A 17,583-nucleotide genomic window follows, 5' to 3' on the forward strand; every position below is an offset into this window, starting at 1 on the left:
ATATGATATATCTTCTTTCGAGAGAAAGGCGGGTGCCTACTTTTCGTCCCCGCTCAAAGCCCGAGATAGCTGGCGCGCAGATGCGGGTTGTGCAGCAGTTCCGCGCCGGTGCCGGTGAGCGCGACGGCGCCGTTCTCGAGCACGTAGCCGCGGTCCGCGATCTTCAGCACCATCTGCACGTTCTGCTCGATCACCAGCACGGCCAGGCCGCGGTCGCGGATGCGCACGATGCTGTCGAACAGCCGCTGCACCATGATCGGCGCTAGGCCCAGCGAGGGCTCGTCGAGTGCCAGTACCTTGGGCAGCGCCATCAGCGCGCGGCCTACCGCCACCATCTGCTGCTGGCCCCCCGACATGGTGCCGGCCAGCTGGCTGCGCCGCTCGGCCAGGATGGGGAACAGCTCGAACACTTCCTCCAGCGTGCGCTGGCGCACCGCCTTGGCATGCGCGCTGCTGGCGCCCAGGAGCAGGTTCTCCAGCACCGACATCTCGGTGAACAGCTGCTTGCCCTCGGGCGACTGGACGAAGCCCAGGGTCACGATGTCGTGTGGCTTGCGGCCGACCAGCGATTCGCACGCGAGCTGGATCTCGCCGCGCGTGGCGCGCAGCAGCCCGGACACGGTGCGTAGGAAAGTGGTCTTGCCAGCCCCGTTGGCGCCGATCAGCGCGGTGATGCTGCCCGGTGCCAGTTCGAGGTCGACGCCGCGCAGCACCTGCTGCTCGCCGTAGCCGGACCAGACGTTCCGGGCGCTAAATATCGTTGCCGGCATAGCCTTCTCCAAAGTAAGCGGTGAGCACGCGCGGATCGTTGACCACGTCGGCAGGCTTGCCGTTCGCGATCAGCGTGCCCTGGTCCATCACGATCACGCGGTCGGACAGACCCATGATCACCTTCATCACGTGCTCGACGATGAGCACCGAAATCCCCTGTTCGCGCACCTTGTGCACCAGCCGCACCATCTCGCCGGCCTCGCTCGGCGTCGCGCCGGCCACGACCTCGTCCATCAGCAGCAGGCGCGGCCCGGTGGCCAGCGCGCGGCCCAGTTCGAGCTTGCGCTTGTCGAAGGCCGTGAGGTCGCCCGCGTCGTGGTCGGCCCGCGAGGACATGCCGAGGAAGTCGAGCATGCGCTCGGCCTCGGCCCGTGCCTTCGAGCGCGTGGGGTGGCGCGCGAAGGCGCCCACCATCACGTTCTCGAGCGCCGTCAGGCCGCCGAAGGGTCGCGAGATCTGGAAGGTGCGGGCGATGCCCGCATGGCAGATCTGGTTCGGGTTCATGCCGGCGATGTTGCGGCCCTCGAAGCGCACCTGGCCCTCGTCGAGCGGGTGGAAGCCCGCAATCAGGTTGAAGGCCGTCGTCTTGCCGGCGCCGTTGGGGCCCAGCAGGCCGAGGATCTCGCCCTGCCGCAGGCTGAACGAGACGTCGCGCACCGCGTGCACCCCACCGAAGCGCTTCTGCAGGCCCTGGACCTCGAGCATGGCGTTGCCGAGCGTGCTCATGAACGCACCTCCTGGACGTCGCCAATGGCCGGAGCCGGAGCGGCCTTGCGCAGGCCGCGCCGCGTGAGCCAGTGCTGCAGCGGCGCGATCACGCCCTTCGGGAAGTAGAGCACCGCCACCATCAGGATGGCGCCGTAGATCACCAGGTGCAGGCCGGGGAAGCGGCCACCGAACCAAGCGCGCGTGATCTCAGCGATCGGGTGTAGCAGCAGCGCGCCCAGCACGGGTCCGAGCACGGTGCCCTGTCCGCCGACGATCGCCATCAGCGCGGTGTCGATCGAGAACTCCATGCCGAGGTTGCGCTCGGGATTGATGTAGCGGAAGAACTGCGCGTAGAACGCACCGCCCAGGCCGGTCATGAAGGCGCTGATCGCAAGCGCGGTCAGCGAGCAGCGCGTGCCGTTGACTCCCAACGCGGCCGCGCCGTTGGGGTCGCCGCGCACCGCCTTGAGGTAGTAGCCCAGGCGCGAGCGCTCGAGCACGATCGTGGCCAGCAGCATGATCACAAGCATCGCCAGCGCGATGTAGTAGTAGGGCACCTTGCCGTCGAACTGGAACACCTGCCAGCCGAGGTCGCTGGGCGGCACCACCAGGCCCTGCGCGCCCTTGAGCGGGATGCCCATGAACTCGTCGGTGTTCTCGAGCCAGATGCGCACGATCTCCGCGAAGGCGATGGTCGTCAGCGTGAAGTAGGGGCCGCGCAGCTTGAAGTTCGGATAGCCGAGGATCACGGCCAGGATGGCCGCGAGAAGGCCCCCGGCCAGCATGCCGAACCAGGGCGACCAGCCGAGCTGCGTGTAGAGCAGCACGGTCGCGTAGCCGGCCAGGCCGGCGAAGACAGCGTGGCCCAGCGAGAGCTGGCCGACGTAGCCGCAGACGAAGTTCCAGGCCGACGCCATGTAGGCGAAGTACAGGATCATGGTCAGCGAGTGCAGCAGGTAGGCCTCCTGCACGAAGAAGGGCAGCACCAGCGCGATCGCCAGCAGGGGAAGGCCTAGGACCGCGGTGATGGAGCGGCGGGAAGTAGACATGGAATTCCTTCAGATCTTGCGGCCGAGCAGGCCGTTGGGCCTGAACAGCAGCACGGCGATGAACAGGCCGAACGAAAAGATGGCGGCCGAGGTCGCGGTCACGTATTGCGAGGCCACCGACTCGAACACGCCGAGCAGCAGCCCGCCGAGGATCGAGCCCGGGATGGAGCCGATGCCGCCCAGCACCACGACCAGGAAGGACTTGACGCCGAACATCTGACCGACCGTGGGCGTGATGGACAGGAAGGGCGTGAGCAGCGCGCCGAACAGCCCCAGGATCGCGGCGCCGATGCCGAACGTGTGGTTGTAGACGCGCTGGATGTCCACGCCGCTCAAGGCGGCCGCCTCCCGGTTCTGCGCGGTGGCGCGGATCGCGCGGCCGCTGTCGGTGTGGCGCAGGGCCCACCAGAGCGCCGCCGCGACCAGCACGCCCGCGGCGCAGCCGATCAGCCGCGGGATGTTGACCGGCAGGCCGGCGATCAGCAGAGAGCCGCTGGCGAACTCAACGTTGGCCGAGCGCACGTCCGGGCCGAAGCCCATCAGCACCAAGTTGTCGAGCACCAAGTAGAGGCCGGTGGTCAGCAGCAGCGCTCCGAGCGGCTCGACCACCAGCGTGGACTCGCGCCGGATCAGCGGGGCGATCACGACGGATTGCGTGAAGTAGCCCAGCAGGTAGAGAAAAGGCACGGTGACCACGACGGAGGCATAAGGGTGCCAGCCGAACGCAGCCCAAAGGCCCCAGCTTGCGTACATGGCCACCATGAGGAAGGAGCCGTGCGCGAAGTTGATGACGCGCAGCACGCCGAAGATCAGGCTGAGCCCGAGCGCGATGCCGCCGTAGATGCCGCCCAGCAGGAGGCCGTTGACGACGGCGTAGAGAAGAATTAGGGGGTCCATAGGAGCTTTCGAAGCCCGCCGGGCCGTGGCCCAGGGAGCGAGGGGGTGCGAAACGCGAAGCCGCCCGGCAGCGGGCCGAGCAGACGATCAGGTGCGTTGGTTCGCGCGGGGCTCAGCGCCTTTCGGGCAGCGGCCAGACCGGGGTGACGCCAGCCAGCCGGCTCGCAGCGGGCCAGACCGTGCGGCGCTCGCCGCCATGGTTCTGCGAGATCACGCCATGGGCGAAGGTATTCTGGCCGTTCTCGTCGAACTTGATGCGCTCGTAGCCGGTGATCAGCGCGGGGCCGCTGGTGATGTCGGTCGCGGCCAGCGCAGCGCGCAGCTTCTCGCGGTCCGCAGTGCCGGCACGCTCGAGCGCGTCCTTGACGATGTAGACGTTCGACACGCCCTGCCCCCCGTAGGCGTTGATGCTGTAGCCGATCGCGGCCGTGAAGCGCTTGTCGGCGTCGATCGACGCGGCGTCTTTGGTGGCACGCATGATGTCGATCTGGAAGTCCTCCTGCACGAACATGTTCTCCACGGTCTTGGGCGACACTGCCTTGTAGAAGTTCGGGTCCTCCGAACCGCCCCCGACCGAATGCACACCGTAGGGCACGTAGACACCGCCTTCGTTGAACTGGCGCGTGAAAAGGATGTGGTCGGGCGTGTAGGCCACCACGATCAGCGCCTCTGGCTTGGTGGCGCGGATTTTCAGCAACTGGGCCGAGAAGTCCGACTGGTTCGGCGGGTAGGACTCGTCGAGCGAGATCTGGTAGCCGCGTTCCTTGGCCAGCTTCTTGACGTTGGCCGAATGCGAGCGGCCCCAGTCGGTGCCCTCGTAGAACAGGCCGATGGTCTTCGGCCCCTTGCCGGTCTCCTTCTTGAGCATGTCGATGGCGTCGAGCTGCTCGCGGGCGTCGTAGGTGGCCTTGTTGTTCGGGCGAAACACGTACTTGAAGTTGCGCTCGGTGATCTCGTCCTTGACCGCGCCCGTCACCAGCCAGGGCGTCTTGTAGCGCTCGGCGAGTTCGGTCGCGGGAAAGGTCACGCCACTGTTGTAGGCGCCGACCACCATCGCGACGTTCTCGCGCGTGATGAGGCGCTCGGTCTCGGCCACGCCGACGTCGGGCTTCGACTGGCTGTCGGCGAAGACGGGCACCAGCTTCGCGCCGCCCATCGACTTGACACCGCCGGCCGCGTTGATCTGCGCGACCGCGACCTCCGCGCCGACTTTGGTCTGGTTGCCGATGGTGGCCGCGCCGCCGGACAGCGGCAGCACGAAGCCGATCTTCACGTCCTTGGCCTGGGCCGAAGCGAGGGTGCACAGGCCGCCCAGGGTCATGGCGGTCGCCGCCATGACCAATGCGCGGAACGCGCCCGGTTTCGAGGTTTGCATGGAATGTCTCCTGTTGGATGGGGGATGGGATGAAATCGAAGCGGACTCAGCCGCGCGGCGCGAGGACGAACTCGGCCAGCAGTTGGACCTGTGTCTGAACCATGTGGATGCCGCGGTGCACGCGCAGCCCCAGGTCCGAAGCACGCTGGAGCAGCGCGGTGGTGTCGGGCTGCATCACGACCTCTGCAACCACGGTCGTCGCGCCGAGCGTGGCCGGGTCGAAGGGCAAGGCGTCGCCCGCATGCAGGCCCAGCGCGGTGCCGTTGATCGCGAGGTCGAGCGCCGAGGGGTCGGCGAGCGTGGAGTGCACCGCGACGTTCGGATAGAGCGCTGCCAGCTCGCGTGCGAGCGCCTCGGCCTTCGCGGGGGTCCGGTTGACCAAATGCAGATGGGCCAGGCCCTGGCTGCACAGCTCGTGCGCGATCGCGGTGCCCGCGCCGCCGGCGCCGAACAGGGCCGCACGCCGCCCGCGCACGTCGATGCCCTGCGAGACGAGACCCGCGACGAAACCGACGCCGTCGTACATGCGACCGACGAAGCGGCCGTCGGCGCCGCGGCGTGCGACGTTGCACACGCCCATGTGGCGCGCCGCGCCCTCGAGCGAATCGACCACCGAGGCGACCGGCGCCTTGTGCGGAATGGTGACCACCACGCCCGCGAGGTTCTCGATGTTACGCAGGCTCCGCCAGGTCGACTGCAGGTGCGCGGGCGGCACCTTGAGCGCGAACATCACCGCGTTCAGCCCATGGGCCACGCAGTAGCTGTTGAAAAGCGCCGGCGTGCGCACATGCTCCGAGGGATAAGCCAGCAGCGGCACCAGCCGCGTGTGGCCGTCGATGGACGGATGGGCGGCGGAGGGAGGGAGGTCTGGGGCGTGCATGGCGTGCCTTTCTAATGTTGAGATGTATGATATATCCTGCGTCATGTGTCATATCTGGGGTTTACCCAGGCCATCATTAATTAAGGAGACAACTCGATGACCACATCCCCCGCCACCGCATCCGTCGGTGCTCCGCGTCTGCGCGTTTTCGGTGCGCCGCTGCGCTACATCCAGGGGCCGGGTGCGCTCGATTCGGTGGGTGCCCAAGCCGCGCTGACGGGCCGGGTCGCCCTGCTGGTGGCGGACCGCGTGGTGCTGCAACTGGTGGAGGACAAGGTGCGCGCCTCCTGCGAGGCTGCCGGCGTGCGGCTGGAGGTCGCGCTGTTCTCGGGCGAGGTGACGCCGCCCGAAATCGATCGCCTCTGCGCCCAGGTCCGGGCGCTCGCGCCTACCGCCGTCATCGCCGCGGGCGGCGGCAAGGGCATCGACATCGGCAAGGCCGTGGCCCATGCGCTGGGCGCCGAAGTCGTCAGCGTGCCGACGGTGGCCTCCAACGATGCGCCGACCAGCAAGATCTACGTGGTCTACGACGACTCGCACCGCCTGCTCGCGGTCGAGCACATGGACCGCAACCCCAGTGCGGTGATCGTCGACACCGAACTGATCGCGCGTGCGCCGGCGCGCCTGTTACTGGCGGGCATCGGCGACGCGATCTCGAAGACCTTCGAGGTCGAGCAATGCCAGCGCGCAGGCGGCGCCAACATCTACGGCGGCGCGGGCACATTGGCTGCGAGCGCGCTGGCGGCGCTGTGCTACGACATGTTGCGCGCGAACGCACCCGCCGCGCTGCGGGCGGTCGAGCGCCAGCAGCCGGATGCCGCACTGGAGAACTGCGTGGAGGCGGCGGTACTGCTGTCGGGCATGTGCTTCGAGAACGGTGGCCTGTCGATCGCCCATGCCATGACGCGCGGCCTGACTGCGGTGCGGGGTGCGCGAGATGCGCTGCACGGGCTGCAAGTGGCTTACGGCCTGCTGGTCCAACTGGTGCTGGAGGAGCGCGATCTGGCCTTCGTGCAGGAACTGGTCGGCTTCTACCGCAGCATCGGTCTGCCGACCGCGCTCGCGGACCTCGGCGTGACCGCGCCGACCGAGGCCGAGATCCAGCAGATCGCCGAACTCACCATGACCGCACCGCACGTGCGCAATTTCCAGCGCCCACTGGATGCGGCGCAGATCGCCGCCGCGATCCATGGCATCGAGGCAGAGCAGGCGATCGCGGCCGCGGGCTGAAGCGAACGCAGGGAGGCGGTGGCTCCTCGTCCGCAGCCCTGGTTAGTGCTTCGGCGTGACGGCCGGCGGCGAGACCGCCGCGATGCGCTGCCGCACCGCGTCGGGCCAGGGCACCGGGCGGTGCGTGTGGTCGTCGCAGATCACCGTTGTCACGCGGGCCTCGAACAGCGCCTGCGCTTGCGCCGGGTCCTCGAGCCTGCAGAGCACCTCGGCACTGGTGCGGCCCAGTCGCAGCACCCGCATGCGCATGTGCAGTTCGGCGTCGCGCGGCGCCGGGCGCAGGTAGTGCACGTCGAGGCGCAGGATGACCTGCGAGCAGGCGCCGCTGCCCGGCGCGGGCAGCCCGACGGCCACCGCATGCTCGTTGCGCGCGTCCTCGCACCAGCGCAGGTAGGCCAGGTGATGGACGTGGCCCAGCGCATCGAGGTCGCTCCAGCGCACCTGCACGCGCAGGCTCCAGTCCCAGGGGGGTGGAGCCTCCGCCGAAGCTTCTTCAGGCGACGCCAATGCAGACATACTTGAGTTCCATGTAGTCGTCGATGCCGTGGCGCGACCCTTCGCGGCCCAGGCCCGATTGCTTGATGCCGCCGAAGGGTGCCTCGGCGGTCGAGATCAGGCCGGTGTTCACGCCGACCATGCCGAACTCCAGCCGCTCGGCGATGCGCCAGCTCCGGCGCAGGCTGCGCGTGTAGATGTACGAGGCCAGCCCGAACTCGGTGTCGTTCGCAATCCGGACCGCCTCGTCCTCGTCGGCGAAGCGGATCAGCGGCGCGAGCGGGCCGAACGTCTCCTCGCGGGCCACGAGCATCGAGGACGTGACGCCAGTCATCACGGCCGGCTCGAAGAAGTTGCCCTCCAGCCGCCGCCCGCCGACCGCCAGCTTCGCGCCGCCGGCGAGCGCATCGGCGATGTGCTCCTCGACCTTCTGCACCGCCTTGGCATCGATCAGCGGCCCGATCTGCACGCCGGCCGCGACGCCGTTGCCGACCCGCAGCGCCGCGACCCGCGCCACCAGCTTGGAGGCGAAAGCGTCGTACACCGCATCGTGCACGAGGATGCGGTTCGCGCACACGCAGGTCTGGCCGTTGTTGCGGAATTTGGCGACCATCGCGCCTTCGACGGCCGCGTCCAGGTCGGCGTCGTCGAAGACGATGAAGGGCGCATTGCCGCCGAGCTCGAGCGACAGCTTCTTGATGGTGGGTGCGCTCTGCTTCATCAGCTGGCGGCCGACTTCGGTCGAGCCTGTGAAGCTGATCTTGCGGACTTGCGGATTGCCCGTGAGTTCGCCCGCGATCTCGCTGGCGCTGCCGGTCACGATGTTGATGACGCCCGGCGGAATGCCCGCCTGTTCGGCCAGCACGGCCATGGCGAGCGCGGAGAAGGGTGTCTGCGAGGCGGGCTTGACCACCATGGTGCATCCCGCGGCCAGTGCCGGGCCCAGCTTGCGTGCCAGCATGGCGTTGGGAAAGTTCCAGGGCGTGATCGCTGCGCAGACGCCAATGGGCTGGCGCAGCGCGACCAAGCGGGTGTCGGCGCTGGCCGAGGGAATCACCTCGCCGTAGGTGCGGCGCGCTTCCTCGGCGAACCACTCGATGAAGCTCGCGCCGTAGGCGACTTCGCCGCGAGCCTCGGCCAGCGGCTTGCCCTGCTCCGTGGTCAGGATCAGCGCCAAGTCGTCCTGCGCGGCCATCATGCGCTCGAACCAGTTGCGCAGCAGCTCCGAGCGCCGCTTGGCGGTCAACGCGGCCCAGGCTGGCAGCGCGGCTTCGGCGGCCTCGATGGCCTGCCGCGTGGCGGCGCCGGACATGCGCGGCACGTGGCCGATGGTCTCCCCCGTGGCGGGATTGCGGACCGTGATGGTCTCGGGGGCGTCGAGCCAGATGCCGCCGATCAGTGCTTGCTGGCGGAACAGCGTGGGGTCCTTGAGGCCTTGCATGATGGAAATTTCTCCTTGATTGAACGATGATGCATCATATATCCTTAACAGAAGAAGCCATGCAATGAAGCTGTTCTCAATCTCCCGCGCCGCACTTCGTGCGCTGCCACGTGACCGTGATCGGAGCTCGGACTGGCGTCGAGGGATCGACCCGCTGCCGGCGGCCGCGAACCCCGTCCGGCCCGACTTCGTGGTGGCTGCACAGAACCCGAGCGGCCGCGTGCCAACCTTGGCTGACCGACGACGGCATGCTCAACGACTCGTCTTCAGCGGGTCGATGCCTTGCGGGCGCCGAGCGGAAGCCGCCACAGGTCGTAGCGCTCCGCGCCGCTCTTCACGGCGCCGGCGAAATGGACGTTCAACGCGCTGGAGGTGAAGACCAGGTCGCCGCCCGGCAGGAGGGCAGGCGTGTCCGGCCAGTGCACGCCGTCGTCCGAAGCGATCAGCGACATCGTGTTCGTGCGCGGGTCGTACTTCACGATGCCGTTGCGCGTGACGTCGGTGATGTAGAGCGCCCCCTTCGCGTCGGTGACGATGCCGTCGGTGTTGCCGCCCACCGGGCCCAGGTCGCGGACGGCCGCTGTGACCTGCGCCTCGCTCGCATCGGCCTGGCGCAGGATCGCGGTCGGGATCGCATGGGCGCGGGTGCCCGTGGTCACGGTCCAGTACAGCGTGCGGCCATCGGGTGACAGCGCGATGCCGTTGATGCCTATCAGCAGCGGGTTGCTGGCCCAGACTTCGGCGCCGTGCGAGACGACCTTCGCCCCGCGCTCGATCTGCAGCGCTGGATGCCGGTCCAACACGCGCCGGGCCTGGCCCGAGACGAAGTCCAGCACGATCACGCCGACCATGTTGTTCGGCGCGCTGCGCATGCCGCTGTCGGAGATGTAGGCCACGCGGCGGCGCTCGTCAACCGCGATGTCATTGAGGAAGCTGCCCTTGCGGTCGGCCACGCCGTCGAGTGGAATGCGCTTGACCGTGCGGCCGGTCTTAAGGTCGAGCACCAGCACCTTCTGGGCGCCGACCGGGGCCTCCGATTCACCGGCGATGAAGCCCATGTCGAGCGCCCAGAGCCAGCCGTTGCGACGGTCGACGTGGAAGCCGAGCACGTTGCGCAGCGTCTGTTCCGATGCCGCGATCGTGGCGTTGCCCGCCGGCGAAGGGAAGGCGGTGAGCCGCGCCGGGCCGTTGCGCGCGCTCAGGTCCAGTCGGCTGAGGGTCGCCGGCGCGGCGGCTGAAATCAAGCGCGGCGTGCTCACATAGGCTTGGCCCTGGGCGTCGAAGTGGATGCCGGCGATCGGCGCGCCGACCGAGCCTGCGAAGGGTGCCGGATCGGCGCCGCCCTCCGAGGCGGCCCAACTGACGCCGGCATAGCTGCGCCAGCGTTCGAGCGGCAGGCCTTCGGCCGCGTGGGCGGCGTGCGTGCCGGTGACGAGGGCCGCCAGTGCGAAGGCGGCGATGCGGAAGGAGCGATTGAACATGGTGGTGCTCTGTATGGAAGGAAAAGGAAGGGAGAGGGCGGCGCCCTCATGCGACCTGCTTTAGGTGCAGCAGCTCGAAGGCGCCGATCAGCGGGCCGGCGGTGGCACGGAAGTCGTCCATGTGCGGGCCGCGCATGTGGAGTTCCCAGGACGCGCGGTCGCGCCAGCGTTCGAAGAACACGACGCGGCCGGGCTGCGCCAGCGACTCGTGCAGCTCGTAGCTGATGCAGCCCGCCTGCGCGCGTGCCAGCGGCGCGAGCGCAGCCTGCGCCCTCACGAGCGTGGCTTCATGGCCCGGCTTGGCCTGGACGAGGGCGACGATGACGAGATCGGACATGCGGTGCGCCCGGCTCAGAGGATCGAGCGGAAGGTGCCGCCCTCGACGCGCACGGCCGCGCCGTTGGAGGCCGCGCCCTTCGGGCTGGCCAGCAGCGCCACCATGGCCGCGACCTCGTCGGCTTCGATCATCCGGGCGATCAGCGAGCTGGGGCGGTAGGTCTTGAAGAAGTGGGCTTCGATCTCCGCGTCGCTCATGCCGGCACGCGGCGCGGTCTGGCGCAGGTAGTCCACGATGCCTTCGGAGCGGGTGGCGGCCGGCAGCACGCTGTTGACCGTCACGCCCGTGCCCTGGGTCAGTTCGGCCAGCCCGCGCGAGACCGCGAGCTGGGCCGACTTGCTCACGCCGTAGTGCACCATGTCCGGCGGCGTGAACGCACCGACCTCGCTCGAGATGAAGATCACCCGGCCCCAGTTCTTCCGCAGCATGCGCGGGAAGTAGTGGCGCGACAGCCGCACGCCCGACATCACGTTGACGTCGAGCATGCGCAGCCAGTCGTCGTCGCTAATCTCGGCGAAGGGCTTGGCTTCGTAGTAGCCCAGGTTGTTGACGAGGATGTCGGTGTCGGGCTGCGCCGCGATCAGTGCGGCGGCGCCGTCGGCGGTGCTCTGGTCGGACACGATGGCCGACAGCCTGGCGCCCGGTGCCGCCGCGGCGATCTCCGCCACGGCGGCCTCGAGCTTGTCGCGGCTGCGTCCGGTGATCGTGACTGCCACGCCTTCGGCGGCCAGGGTGCGGGCGATGGCCAGGCCGATGCCGGCCGTGGCGCCGGTGACGATGGCCGTCTTATCTTGGAGTTGTAAATCCATGGAGGATTTCTCGAGCGGTTTACTGAAGTCGTTTGAGCATTTCGTGGGCGACACCGATCGCCGACGCGGGGTTCTGGCCGGTGATCAGCTCGCGGTCCGTCGCCACGTTCGCGGTGAAGGGCATTTGGTTGCTGCTGTAGGCACCGCCGGCCTGTTGCAGCGCGGTCTGCGGGTAGAACTTCATCGTGCCGCCCTGCAGTGCCGTCTTGGCGAGTTCCTCTTCCTGGTTGCTGATGACGGTCATGCGGTAGCCGGCGTAGATCCAGTCCGGGCGTTGCGCGACCGTGCCGCCCGCCGCAAGCCGGTTCGTGAAGCCCTGTGCATCGGGCAGTGTCGAGAGCAGCGCGATCGGTCCGTGGCACACGAGGGCCGTGGTCTTGTTGCGCGCGTGAAAGTCCGCGAGCAACCGGCCCAGCGCGGGGCTGGTCAGCAGGTCCTGCATGGGCGCATGGCCACCCGGCACATAGACGGCGTCGAAGCGGGCGTAGCCGATCTGCGCCACGCGCGACAGGCTGATCACCGGCGAGTCCGTGCGCGAGGTGAGCTTCAGCTTCTCGAGCAGCGCCTTGTGCAGCGTGAGGGCGGCTTCGTCACCGTCGAAGTACATCTTGTCGACCGACGATGCGTCCACGGTTGGCGCGTTGCCCTGCGGTGTGGCGAAGGTCAGCTGGTGGCCGGCGTCGAGCAGCAGCTTCACTGGCTGCATCAGCTCGTTCAGATAGAAGCCGGTGGCGAAGACCTTGCCGTCCTTCAGATCGAGATGGTCGGCATCCGACAGCACGACCAGCACGTTGGCGGCCTGCGCGCCAAGCGCGGCCAGGCCGAGGGTCGCGACGGCGGCGAGTTTGTGGAGAGCGTTCATGGGTGTTCTTTCCTTTCAGTTCTGGCGCAACAGCAGCTCGCGCATCGCTGCGCCAACGCCCGCGGCCGACTGCGGGTTCTGCCCCGTGACGAGCCGCCCATCGACCACGACCTGCGCCGTCCAGTCGGGCGCCGGGTGGTGGTGCGCGCCGCGCTGCGTGAGCGTGGTGGCGAGCAGGAAGGGCACGATCTGCGCGAGCCCGACGGCGCGTTCTTCGTCGTCGGTGAAGGCGCTGAGGTTCTTGCCCGTGACCAGGTAGGCGCCGTTGCCAAGCGTCACGTTGACCAGCGCCGCGGGGCCGTGGCACACCGCGCCGACCACGCCGCCCGCTTCGTAGATCTCGCAGGTCACGCGCGGCACGTCGGGGCTCGTCGGAAAGTCCCACATTGCGCCGTGTCCGCCGGCGAAGAAGATCGCGCTGTACTTCGACGCGTCGACATCGCCCAAGTGCTGCGTGTGGCGCAAGGCCTCGCGAAAGTTGTTGTCGTTCCAGTAGTGCGCATTGACCGCATCGCCGAGGTCCAGGCCATCGACCGGCGGCTCGCCGCCCTGGATGGACGCGAGTTGGAACGGAATGCCGGCCGCTTCGAGTTCGGCCAGCGGGTGAGTCAGTTCGCCGAGGTAGAAGCCCGTCGGCTCGCCGCCGGTAGCGCCCTTGGTGCCGTGGCTGGTGAGCACCATCAGGACGGGGCGGATCGACGGCGTGGTGGCAGTGGAAGTCATCTGTAGCTCCTGGAGAGAAGGGGAAGAGGCCGGGCCGCTTGGCCCTTGGGATCGAATGTATTGATTACCTCTCCGGCGATAAACTGGCCTGCAAGGAAAACATTTGTTCTTCAGGAGACAAGATGAGCCGCCGATTCGATCACCTGGGGGATGTGGAGACCTTCGTCACCGTGGTCGAAAAGGGCTCGATGACGGCCGGCGCCGTGGCGCTGGCGACGACGCCCTCGGTGCTCAGCCGCGCGATCTCGCGGCTGGAGGCGCGGCTGGGCGTGCAGCTGCTGCGCCGCACGACGCGGCGCCTGAGCCTCACGGAGGAGGGCCGGCTTTACCTGGAGCAATCACGTGCGGCCTTCGCGCTCATCGACGATGCCGAGCGCGCGATGCAGGGGCAGGGCGACGAGCTGACAGGCAGCGTGCGCCTGAGCGTGCCCACGACCTACGCGCATCACCGCCTGCCGGCGCTGCTGCAGCCCTTTGTCCTTCGGCACCCGCAGGTGCGCGTCGAACTGAACATCACCAATCGCAACGTGGACCTCGTGGCCGAGGGCTACGACCTCGCGATCCGCATGGGCCCATTGCCCGACAGCGGCCTGGTCGGGCGCAAGCTCGAAGACGCGCCGATGTGCCTGCTAGCCGCGCCGGACTACATCGCGCGCGCAGGCATGCCGGACCGCATCGGCGACCTGACGCGGCATGCCTGTCTGCCCTTCGTGATGCCCAGCACCGGCCGCGTGGCGCCCTGGATTTTTCACGAAGACGGGCACGACGTGGACTGGACGCCGCACGGCAGCCTCCAGGTGTCAGACGACGTGCTCGGCGTGGTCTCGCTCGCCCTGAGCGGGCTGGGCATCTGCCAGACCTACGACTTCATCGCTCGGCCTCTGTTCGCGCAGGGGCGCGCGGTCGAGGTGCTGGTGCCGATGCGCGGGCGCGCGCGGCCGTTTTCCGTGATCTATGCGCCACACAGGCGACTGTCGTCCGCCTCGCGGGCGCTGATCGATTCCTTGGTTGGGGCGTGACTTGAGTTGGCGGCTGGATCGCCTGGGGCGTCTGACCGTCGGCTTGGCCTCAGTGAGTTCGTTGAAGGGACGCGATCGACAGGAACTCGATGCGCAGCACCGAAATGCAGTGCGCATGAGACGACCAATTCCTCCCTCCCCAGAAAAGTAGGGCGGGCTTCGTAGATGTCTGGTCTGGGCCGATAGTACCCATTCGCGCAAGGCCGAGGGGTGTCGGCAATCGCTGCACAGCTGCCGTTCAGCTGGGCGGTGTGAGCGGCAGCAACGGGTCGGGGACGCCAGTTCCCTCCGAGGGGGAACAACCACCGAGATGGCCCCTGCCCGCTGGCATGAAGGATGCGCTGTCCCGAAGGCTTGCCAAGTCCGACCTATCGAATCAAGGCCTGCGACCGTTCACGCGCTCCGCGATCCACGATTGCACGGCGCTCTCTGGCCATGCTGCGGTGCGCTGTCCGGCTTTCACCGACCGCGGAAAGAAGCCCCTGCGCATTTGTTCGTAGATGGCTGATCTGCGCAGGCCGGTGAGGCGCTCGACTTCAGGCAATCTCAGAAGCCTGTCGGGGGCGCACTTGATCGTCTGCGCCAGCGGCATCGTTGAATCGGAGCAAAGAAGCGTGAGTGCCTCCTGCAGCAGACGAACCGCCAGCATGGCTCGTTGAGCGGTCGACTCGGCGGCGGTGCACGCACTCAATTCATGGTTGGTTTGGCTTCGCATGGGCATTGCCTTTCGGTTCTTCCGCAGTGCGTTCAGCGCCGTTGCGGGACGTCCATAGATTGCCGGGCATGTCTGCTGAGGCCAACTCGCTGTAGCAATGCGAGGCGTACCGGAGCGGGCAAGTGGAAGTTGAGGAAGGCGTTCAGCGCATGGCAAACATTCACGGCCGCTAGCCACAGCGGACGTATTGGCTGGTGCCCTTCAACGATCTCCTTTCTTCCTTTGCAGCAGAAACGCCTTGCGCTCGGCTCGCGCTTCGGCCGCTTGCTTCAGTTCGGCATAGGACTTCGCCTCGATAAGTGCTCCGGTGGGATTCTTCACGTTCGGGTTCAAGACGAGGGCGTAGTAGGTTGGCGGGGATCTGTGCCCACTATCTCGAAAGATCTGCACCTGCATGCCGCTGTGCATGTACTCTTCGACGACCTGATCATGGTCTGAGGGTTCTGAGTGCGGAATCTGTGCCTTCACACGACGCGCTCCGTCTTCCGCGGCGATAGGATAGATGTTCAGCTCCAGAACCCGGGCATTCAACCCCACCTGATTGGCCGATCGCAGTGCGGCCTTGGTGGCCTCTGCGACTTGGTCCGCAAGCGGGTCCATCTCGATGAGAACGTGCGCAAGGATTCGGCGTTTTTCGGCCATGTCGGGTTCCGATTGTTTCTGCGAAGATTGGTGATGTGGTCTAGGGCTGCGCTCACTCCGGCCGCCAAAGCGGCCGTGCCGGCTGCTCTGCTTCTGCACGCAATGCGTCGGCCAGTTCATGCACGGGGTCCTTGAGGCTGCTTCGCACGAGTGCAATCCATGTACGCAATGCGTCATCCTCGGGCTGATTGCTGGCGAATCCCTCTAGGCGCGACAGCACATCCAGAGCACTGTGATAGGTCGCCATTGACTGGCCGACCGCGACGGCGCGAGTCAGTTGATTCGCCCGCGCTTCCCGGCGCTGCGCATGCGCCTGCTCTGCGGCCACCGCGATGTTGTGCGCTCGGGCTGCTTCCCGCTCCTGCTGTCGTCGGATGGCGGCTTCTTCGGCCCGTAGCTTGGACCTGAGTGCTTCGGCTTCCGGGAATGCGATCAGGGCGCGTGTGATCTCCGGAAGCTGTCGCTCCAACTGTTCGCGGTGCCTGTCCATTGGCGGGCGATGACGTGCCAGTCTCTCTCCAGCTTCAGTTTGAAGCCATCGACGGCCCTGTATTCATCTCGATGAAAGAGGAAATCCTGACGCTTGGGTTGGGCAATCTTCTCCACCTGTTCGGAGAAGTTCAGCCTGATGGCGCCGCCCGCGCGCCGGATTTCAACCGTATTCGATGTATCTCCCCGGCCAGCGACGACCTGGCAGCCTCCGGCGATCAGTCCCCGGATGAGCGCTTCGTGGAAACGGAGAATCCAGTCGATGTGGGTCAGGGTCGCGGTGATGCGCAGGCAGCCGCTGCCGGAGGTGTACCGGCCCGTGGTCATCCGGTGGCTCGACATGCCGCCGAAGAAGGGCTTGCGCAGTCGCCTGGCTTCTTCCGCCTCCACCGCCAACTTCGCCTCATCGCGCTCGATGGATTGGAAGAAGCGGGCGGTCTTCGCCACCAGCGGGTGACAGTGATCGAGCGAAGACGGTATATCGATGGGCTGCAGGACGACGGCGTCCCTAGCCCGTGAGAAGGCCTGCTGGACCTGCTGGGTCCTCGTGGCGTCGGAGGAGCGGGCCGCTGTGGTGTCTTTCTCCGGCAAATGGACTTCGTGATCGACATCGGAAGGTGGCAGCGGGGCCTGCACACAGGTTTTGCCGGTCGCGAGACGAGTCCAATAGCCGATGGGCGGAACAGGGATGTTGTATCGGCGGCAGAGCTTGGAGAGTCCGACATCGGACAGGCCGAGATTCGGCCCCAGATGGCGAAGCGGTGTCTGCCAGACCAACGCATACAGTTCGGATCGTCTCACGCACATCTCCATCGTCAGTCAAAAGGAAGGCCCCGGCCAGGCCGTTTAGGTAGCGCCGAATCTGAGCTTCTGCCCCTCTTTTTTATCAGCGTCCTTCGCCCCTTCCTCATGGAAAAGCCACTGCGCGCTGCGCTTGCCAATGCGGGTGAATTGTGTGGTGGGGCGGCTTGCTGGTTCCCTTCATCCTTGCACACCGTTCTCGCCGTCAAGGTCTGCGCGTGCTGCGCACGCTGGCGTCCTTCGGCCGTCTGTCGAACCCTGACGGCTGCGCTGCGGCGTGCCGGTTCCGGTCTCGGGCAATCCCGCCCGATCACTGGAGTCCGCCATGTCGCACGATCTGTTCTCTTCCCTTGATTCCTTCGTTTCGGTTTCTTCGTCTTCGCTGCTGGTTCGCGATGTCGCGGGCGCGTACCGGCCGGCCGAAGCCGATGAAGTGCTGGCTGCGGCGCAGCGGGTGCTGGCGAGCCGGGTGCGCGGCGCCAACGTGCTGACGTCGCCGGCGGTGGTCAAGGACTTCCTGCGGGCGCGGCTCGGGGCCTTGCCTCATGAGATCTTCGCTGTGGTTCACCTGGATACACAGCATGTGGTCCTGGACTACGTCGAGATGTTCCGGGGCACGGTGACGCAGACCTCGGTCTATCCGCGCGAGGTGGTCAAGGATGCGCTGGCGCTCAACAGTTCCGCGCTCCTGCTGGTGCATTGCCACCCGAGCGGTTGTGCCCAGGTTTCGTTGGCCGACGAGCATCTGACGCGGACGCTCAGGCAGGCGGCCGCGCTGGTGGACGTGCGGGTGCTGGATCACCTGATCGTCGCGGGCAGCATGGTCCTGTCGATGGCCGAGCGAGGGCTTCTGTGACCC

General features: G+C 67.2%; 20 protein-coding genes. 3 read left to right on the forward strand and 17 right to left on the reverse strand.

What is annotated here, in order from left to right:
- Positions 1-53: 53 nt before the first annotated feature.
- From ABID97_RS11195 to ABID97_RS11220, 6 genes are all read right to left on the reverse strand, one after another.
- Positions 54-770 carry an ABC transporter ATP-binding protein gene (locus tag ABID97_RS11195; RefSeq protein ID WP_354398550.1) on the reverse strand — a complete coding sequence of 239 codons (717 nt, stop codon included), beginning with the start codon at positions 768-770 and terminating at the stop codon, positions 54-56.
- Complete coding sequence (locus ABID97_RS11200) at positions 751-1,497, reverse strand: ABC transporter ATP-binding protein (RefSeq protein ID WP_354398551.1); 747 nt, start codon at positions 1,495-1,497, stop codon at positions 751-753. The genes ABID97_RS11195 and ABID97_RS11200 overlap by 20 nt, the downstream gene beginning before the upstream one ends.
- Entirely contained in the window at positions 1,494-2,528 is a 1,035-nt protein-coding gene (locus ABID97_RS11205; protein ID WP_354398552.1) for a branched-chain amino acid ABC transporter permease, read from the reverse strand. The genes ABID97_RS11200 and ABID97_RS11205 overlap by 4 nt, the downstream gene beginning before the upstream one ends.
- 9 nt (positions 2,529-2,537) lie before the next feature.
- Positions 2,538-3,425 carry a branched-chain amino acid ABC transporter permease gene (locus ABID97_RS11210; RefSeq protein ID WP_354398553.1) on the reverse strand — a complete coding sequence of 296 codons (888 nt, stop codon included), beginning with the start codon at positions 3,423-3,425 and terminating at the stop codon, positions 2,538-2,540.
- A gap of 112 nt (positions 3,426-3,537) precedes the next feature.
- Positions 3,538-4,800, reverse strand: a complete 1,263-nt coding sequence (locus ABID97_RS11215) for an ABC transporter substrate-binding protein (RefSeq protein ID WP_354398554.1) — start codon at positions 4,798-4,800, stop codon at positions 3,538-3,540.
- 46 nt (positions 4,801-4,846) lie between these two features.
- Entirely contained in the window at positions 4,847-5,680 is an 834-nt protein-coding gene (locus ABID97_RS11220) for a shikimate dehydrogenase family protein (protein ID WP_354398555.1), read from the reverse strand.
- Between the two features lie 96 nt (positions 5,681-5,776).
- Between ABID97_RS11220 and ABID97_RS11225 the strand changes: the two genes are divergently transcribed.
- Entirely contained in the window at positions 5,777-6,910 is a 1,134-nt protein-coding gene (locus tag ABID97_RS11225) for a glycerol dehydrogenase (protein WP_354398556.1), read from the forward strand.
- Between the two features lie 42 nt (positions 6,911-6,952).
- On the opposite strand, the gene ABID97_RS11230 is transcribed toward ABID97_RS11225, so the two are convergent.
- The 7 genes from ABID97_RS11230 to ABID97_RS11260 form a co-directional block, all read right to left on the reverse strand.
- A complete protein-coding gene (locus tag ABID97_RS11230) occupies positions 6,953-7,426 on the reverse strand; it encodes an acyl-CoA thioesterase (RefSeq protein WP_354398557.1) in 474 nt (157 codons plus the stop codon).
- Positions 7,404-8,846, reverse strand: coding sequence for an NAD-dependent succinate-semialdehyde dehydrogenase (locus ABID97_RS11235; protein WP_354398558.1), 1,443 nt, complete (start codon positions 8,844-8,846; stop codon positions 7,404-7,406). The genes ABID97_RS11230 and ABID97_RS11235 overlap by 23 nt, the downstream gene beginning before the upstream one ends.
- A gap of 266 nt (positions 8,847-9,112) precedes the next feature.
- Positions 9,113-10,327 carry an L-dopachrome tautomerase-related protein gene (locus ABID97_RS11240; RefSeq protein WP_354398559.1) on the reverse strand — a complete coding sequence of 405 codons (1,215 nt, stop codon included), beginning with the start codon at positions 10,325-10,327 and terminating at the stop codon, positions 9,113-9,115.
- Positions 10,328-10,373: 46 nt separating this feature from the next.
- Complete coding sequence (locus ABID97_RS11245; RefSeq protein WP_354398560.1) at positions 10,374-10,664, reverse strand: putative quinol monooxygenase; 291 nt, start codon at positions 10,662-10,664, stop codon at positions 10,374-10,376.
- Positions 10,665-10,678: 14 nt separating this feature from the next.
- On the reverse strand, positions 10,679-11,473 hold the full coding sequence (locus tag ABID97_RS11250) for an SDR family NAD(P)-dependent oxidoreductase (RefSeq protein ID WP_354398561.1): 795 nt from the start codon (positions 11,471-11,473) through the stop codon (positions 10,679-10,681).
- Positions 11,474-11,492: 19 nt separating this feature from the next.
- Positions 11,493-12,335 carry a type 1 glutamine amidotransferase domain-containing protein gene (locus ABID97_RS11255; protein ID WP_354398562.1) on the reverse strand — a complete coding sequence of 281 codons (843 nt, stop codon included), beginning with the start codon at positions 12,333-12,335 and terminating at the stop codon, positions 11,493-11,495.
- Positions 12,336-12,350: 15 nt separating this feature from the next.
- Positions 12,351-13,058 carry a type 1 glutamine amidotransferase domain-containing protein gene (locus ABID97_RS11260; RefSeq protein ID WP_354398563.1) on the reverse strand — a complete coding sequence of 236 codons (708 nt, stop codon included), beginning with the start codon at positions 13,056-13,058 and terminating at the stop codon, positions 12,351-12,353.
- Positions 13,059-13,180: 122 nt separating this feature from the next.
- On the opposite strand from ABID97_RS11260, the gene ABID97_RS11265 reads away from it, so the two are divergent.
- Positions 13,181-14,077, forward strand: a complete 897-nt coding sequence (locus tag ABID97_RS11265; protein WP_354398564.1) for a LysR family transcriptional regulator — start codon at positions 13,181-13,183, stop codon at positions 14,075-14,077.
- 376 nt (positions 14,078-14,453) lie between these two features.
- On the opposite strand, the gene ABID97_RS11270 is transcribed toward ABID97_RS11265, so the two are convergent.
- The 4 genes from ABID97_RS11270 to ABID97_RS11285 form a co-directional block, all read right to left on the reverse strand.
- Positions 14,454-14,792 (reverse strand): helix-turn-helix transcriptional regulator, encoded by a 339-nt coding sequence (locus tag ABID97_RS11270; RefSeq protein WP_354398565.1) that lies wholly within the window; start codon positions 14,790-14,792, stop codon positions 14,454-14,456.
- 201 nt (positions 14,793-14,993) lie between these two features.
- Positions 14,994-15,434, reverse strand: coding sequence for a hypothetical protein (locus ABID97_RS11275; protein WP_354398566.1), 441 nt, complete (start codon positions 15,432-15,434; stop codon positions 14,994-14,996).
- Between the two features lie 52 nt (positions 15,435-15,486).
- Positions 15,487-15,924, reverse strand: a complete 438-nt coding sequence (locus ABID97_RS11280) for a hypothetical protein (protein WP_354398567.1) — start codon at positions 15,922-15,924, stop codon at positions 15,487-15,489.
- Positions 15,867-16,724, reverse strand: coding sequence for a hypothetical protein (locus tag ABID97_RS11285; RefSeq protein WP_354398568.1), 858 nt, complete (start codon positions 16,722-16,724; stop codon positions 15,867-15,869). Before ABID97_RS11285 ends, ABID97_RS11280 begins: the two co-directional genes overlap by 58 nt.
- A gap of 325 nt (positions 16,725-17,049) precedes the next feature.
- Between ABID97_RS11285 and radC the strand changes: the two genes are divergently transcribed.
- Entirely contained in the window at positions 17,050-17,580 is a 531-nt protein-coding gene (gene radC / locus ABID97_RS11290; RefSeq protein ID WP_354398569.1) for a RadC family protein, read from the forward strand.
- The last annotated feature ends 3 nt before the right edge of the window (positions 17,581-17,583 follow it).

Origin of the sequence: Variovorax sp. OAS795 (assembly GCF_040546685.1) — a bacterium.
Classification (GTDB): domain Bacteria; phylum Pseudomonadota; class Gammaproteobacteria; order Burkholderiales; family Burkholderiaceae_C; genus Variovorax.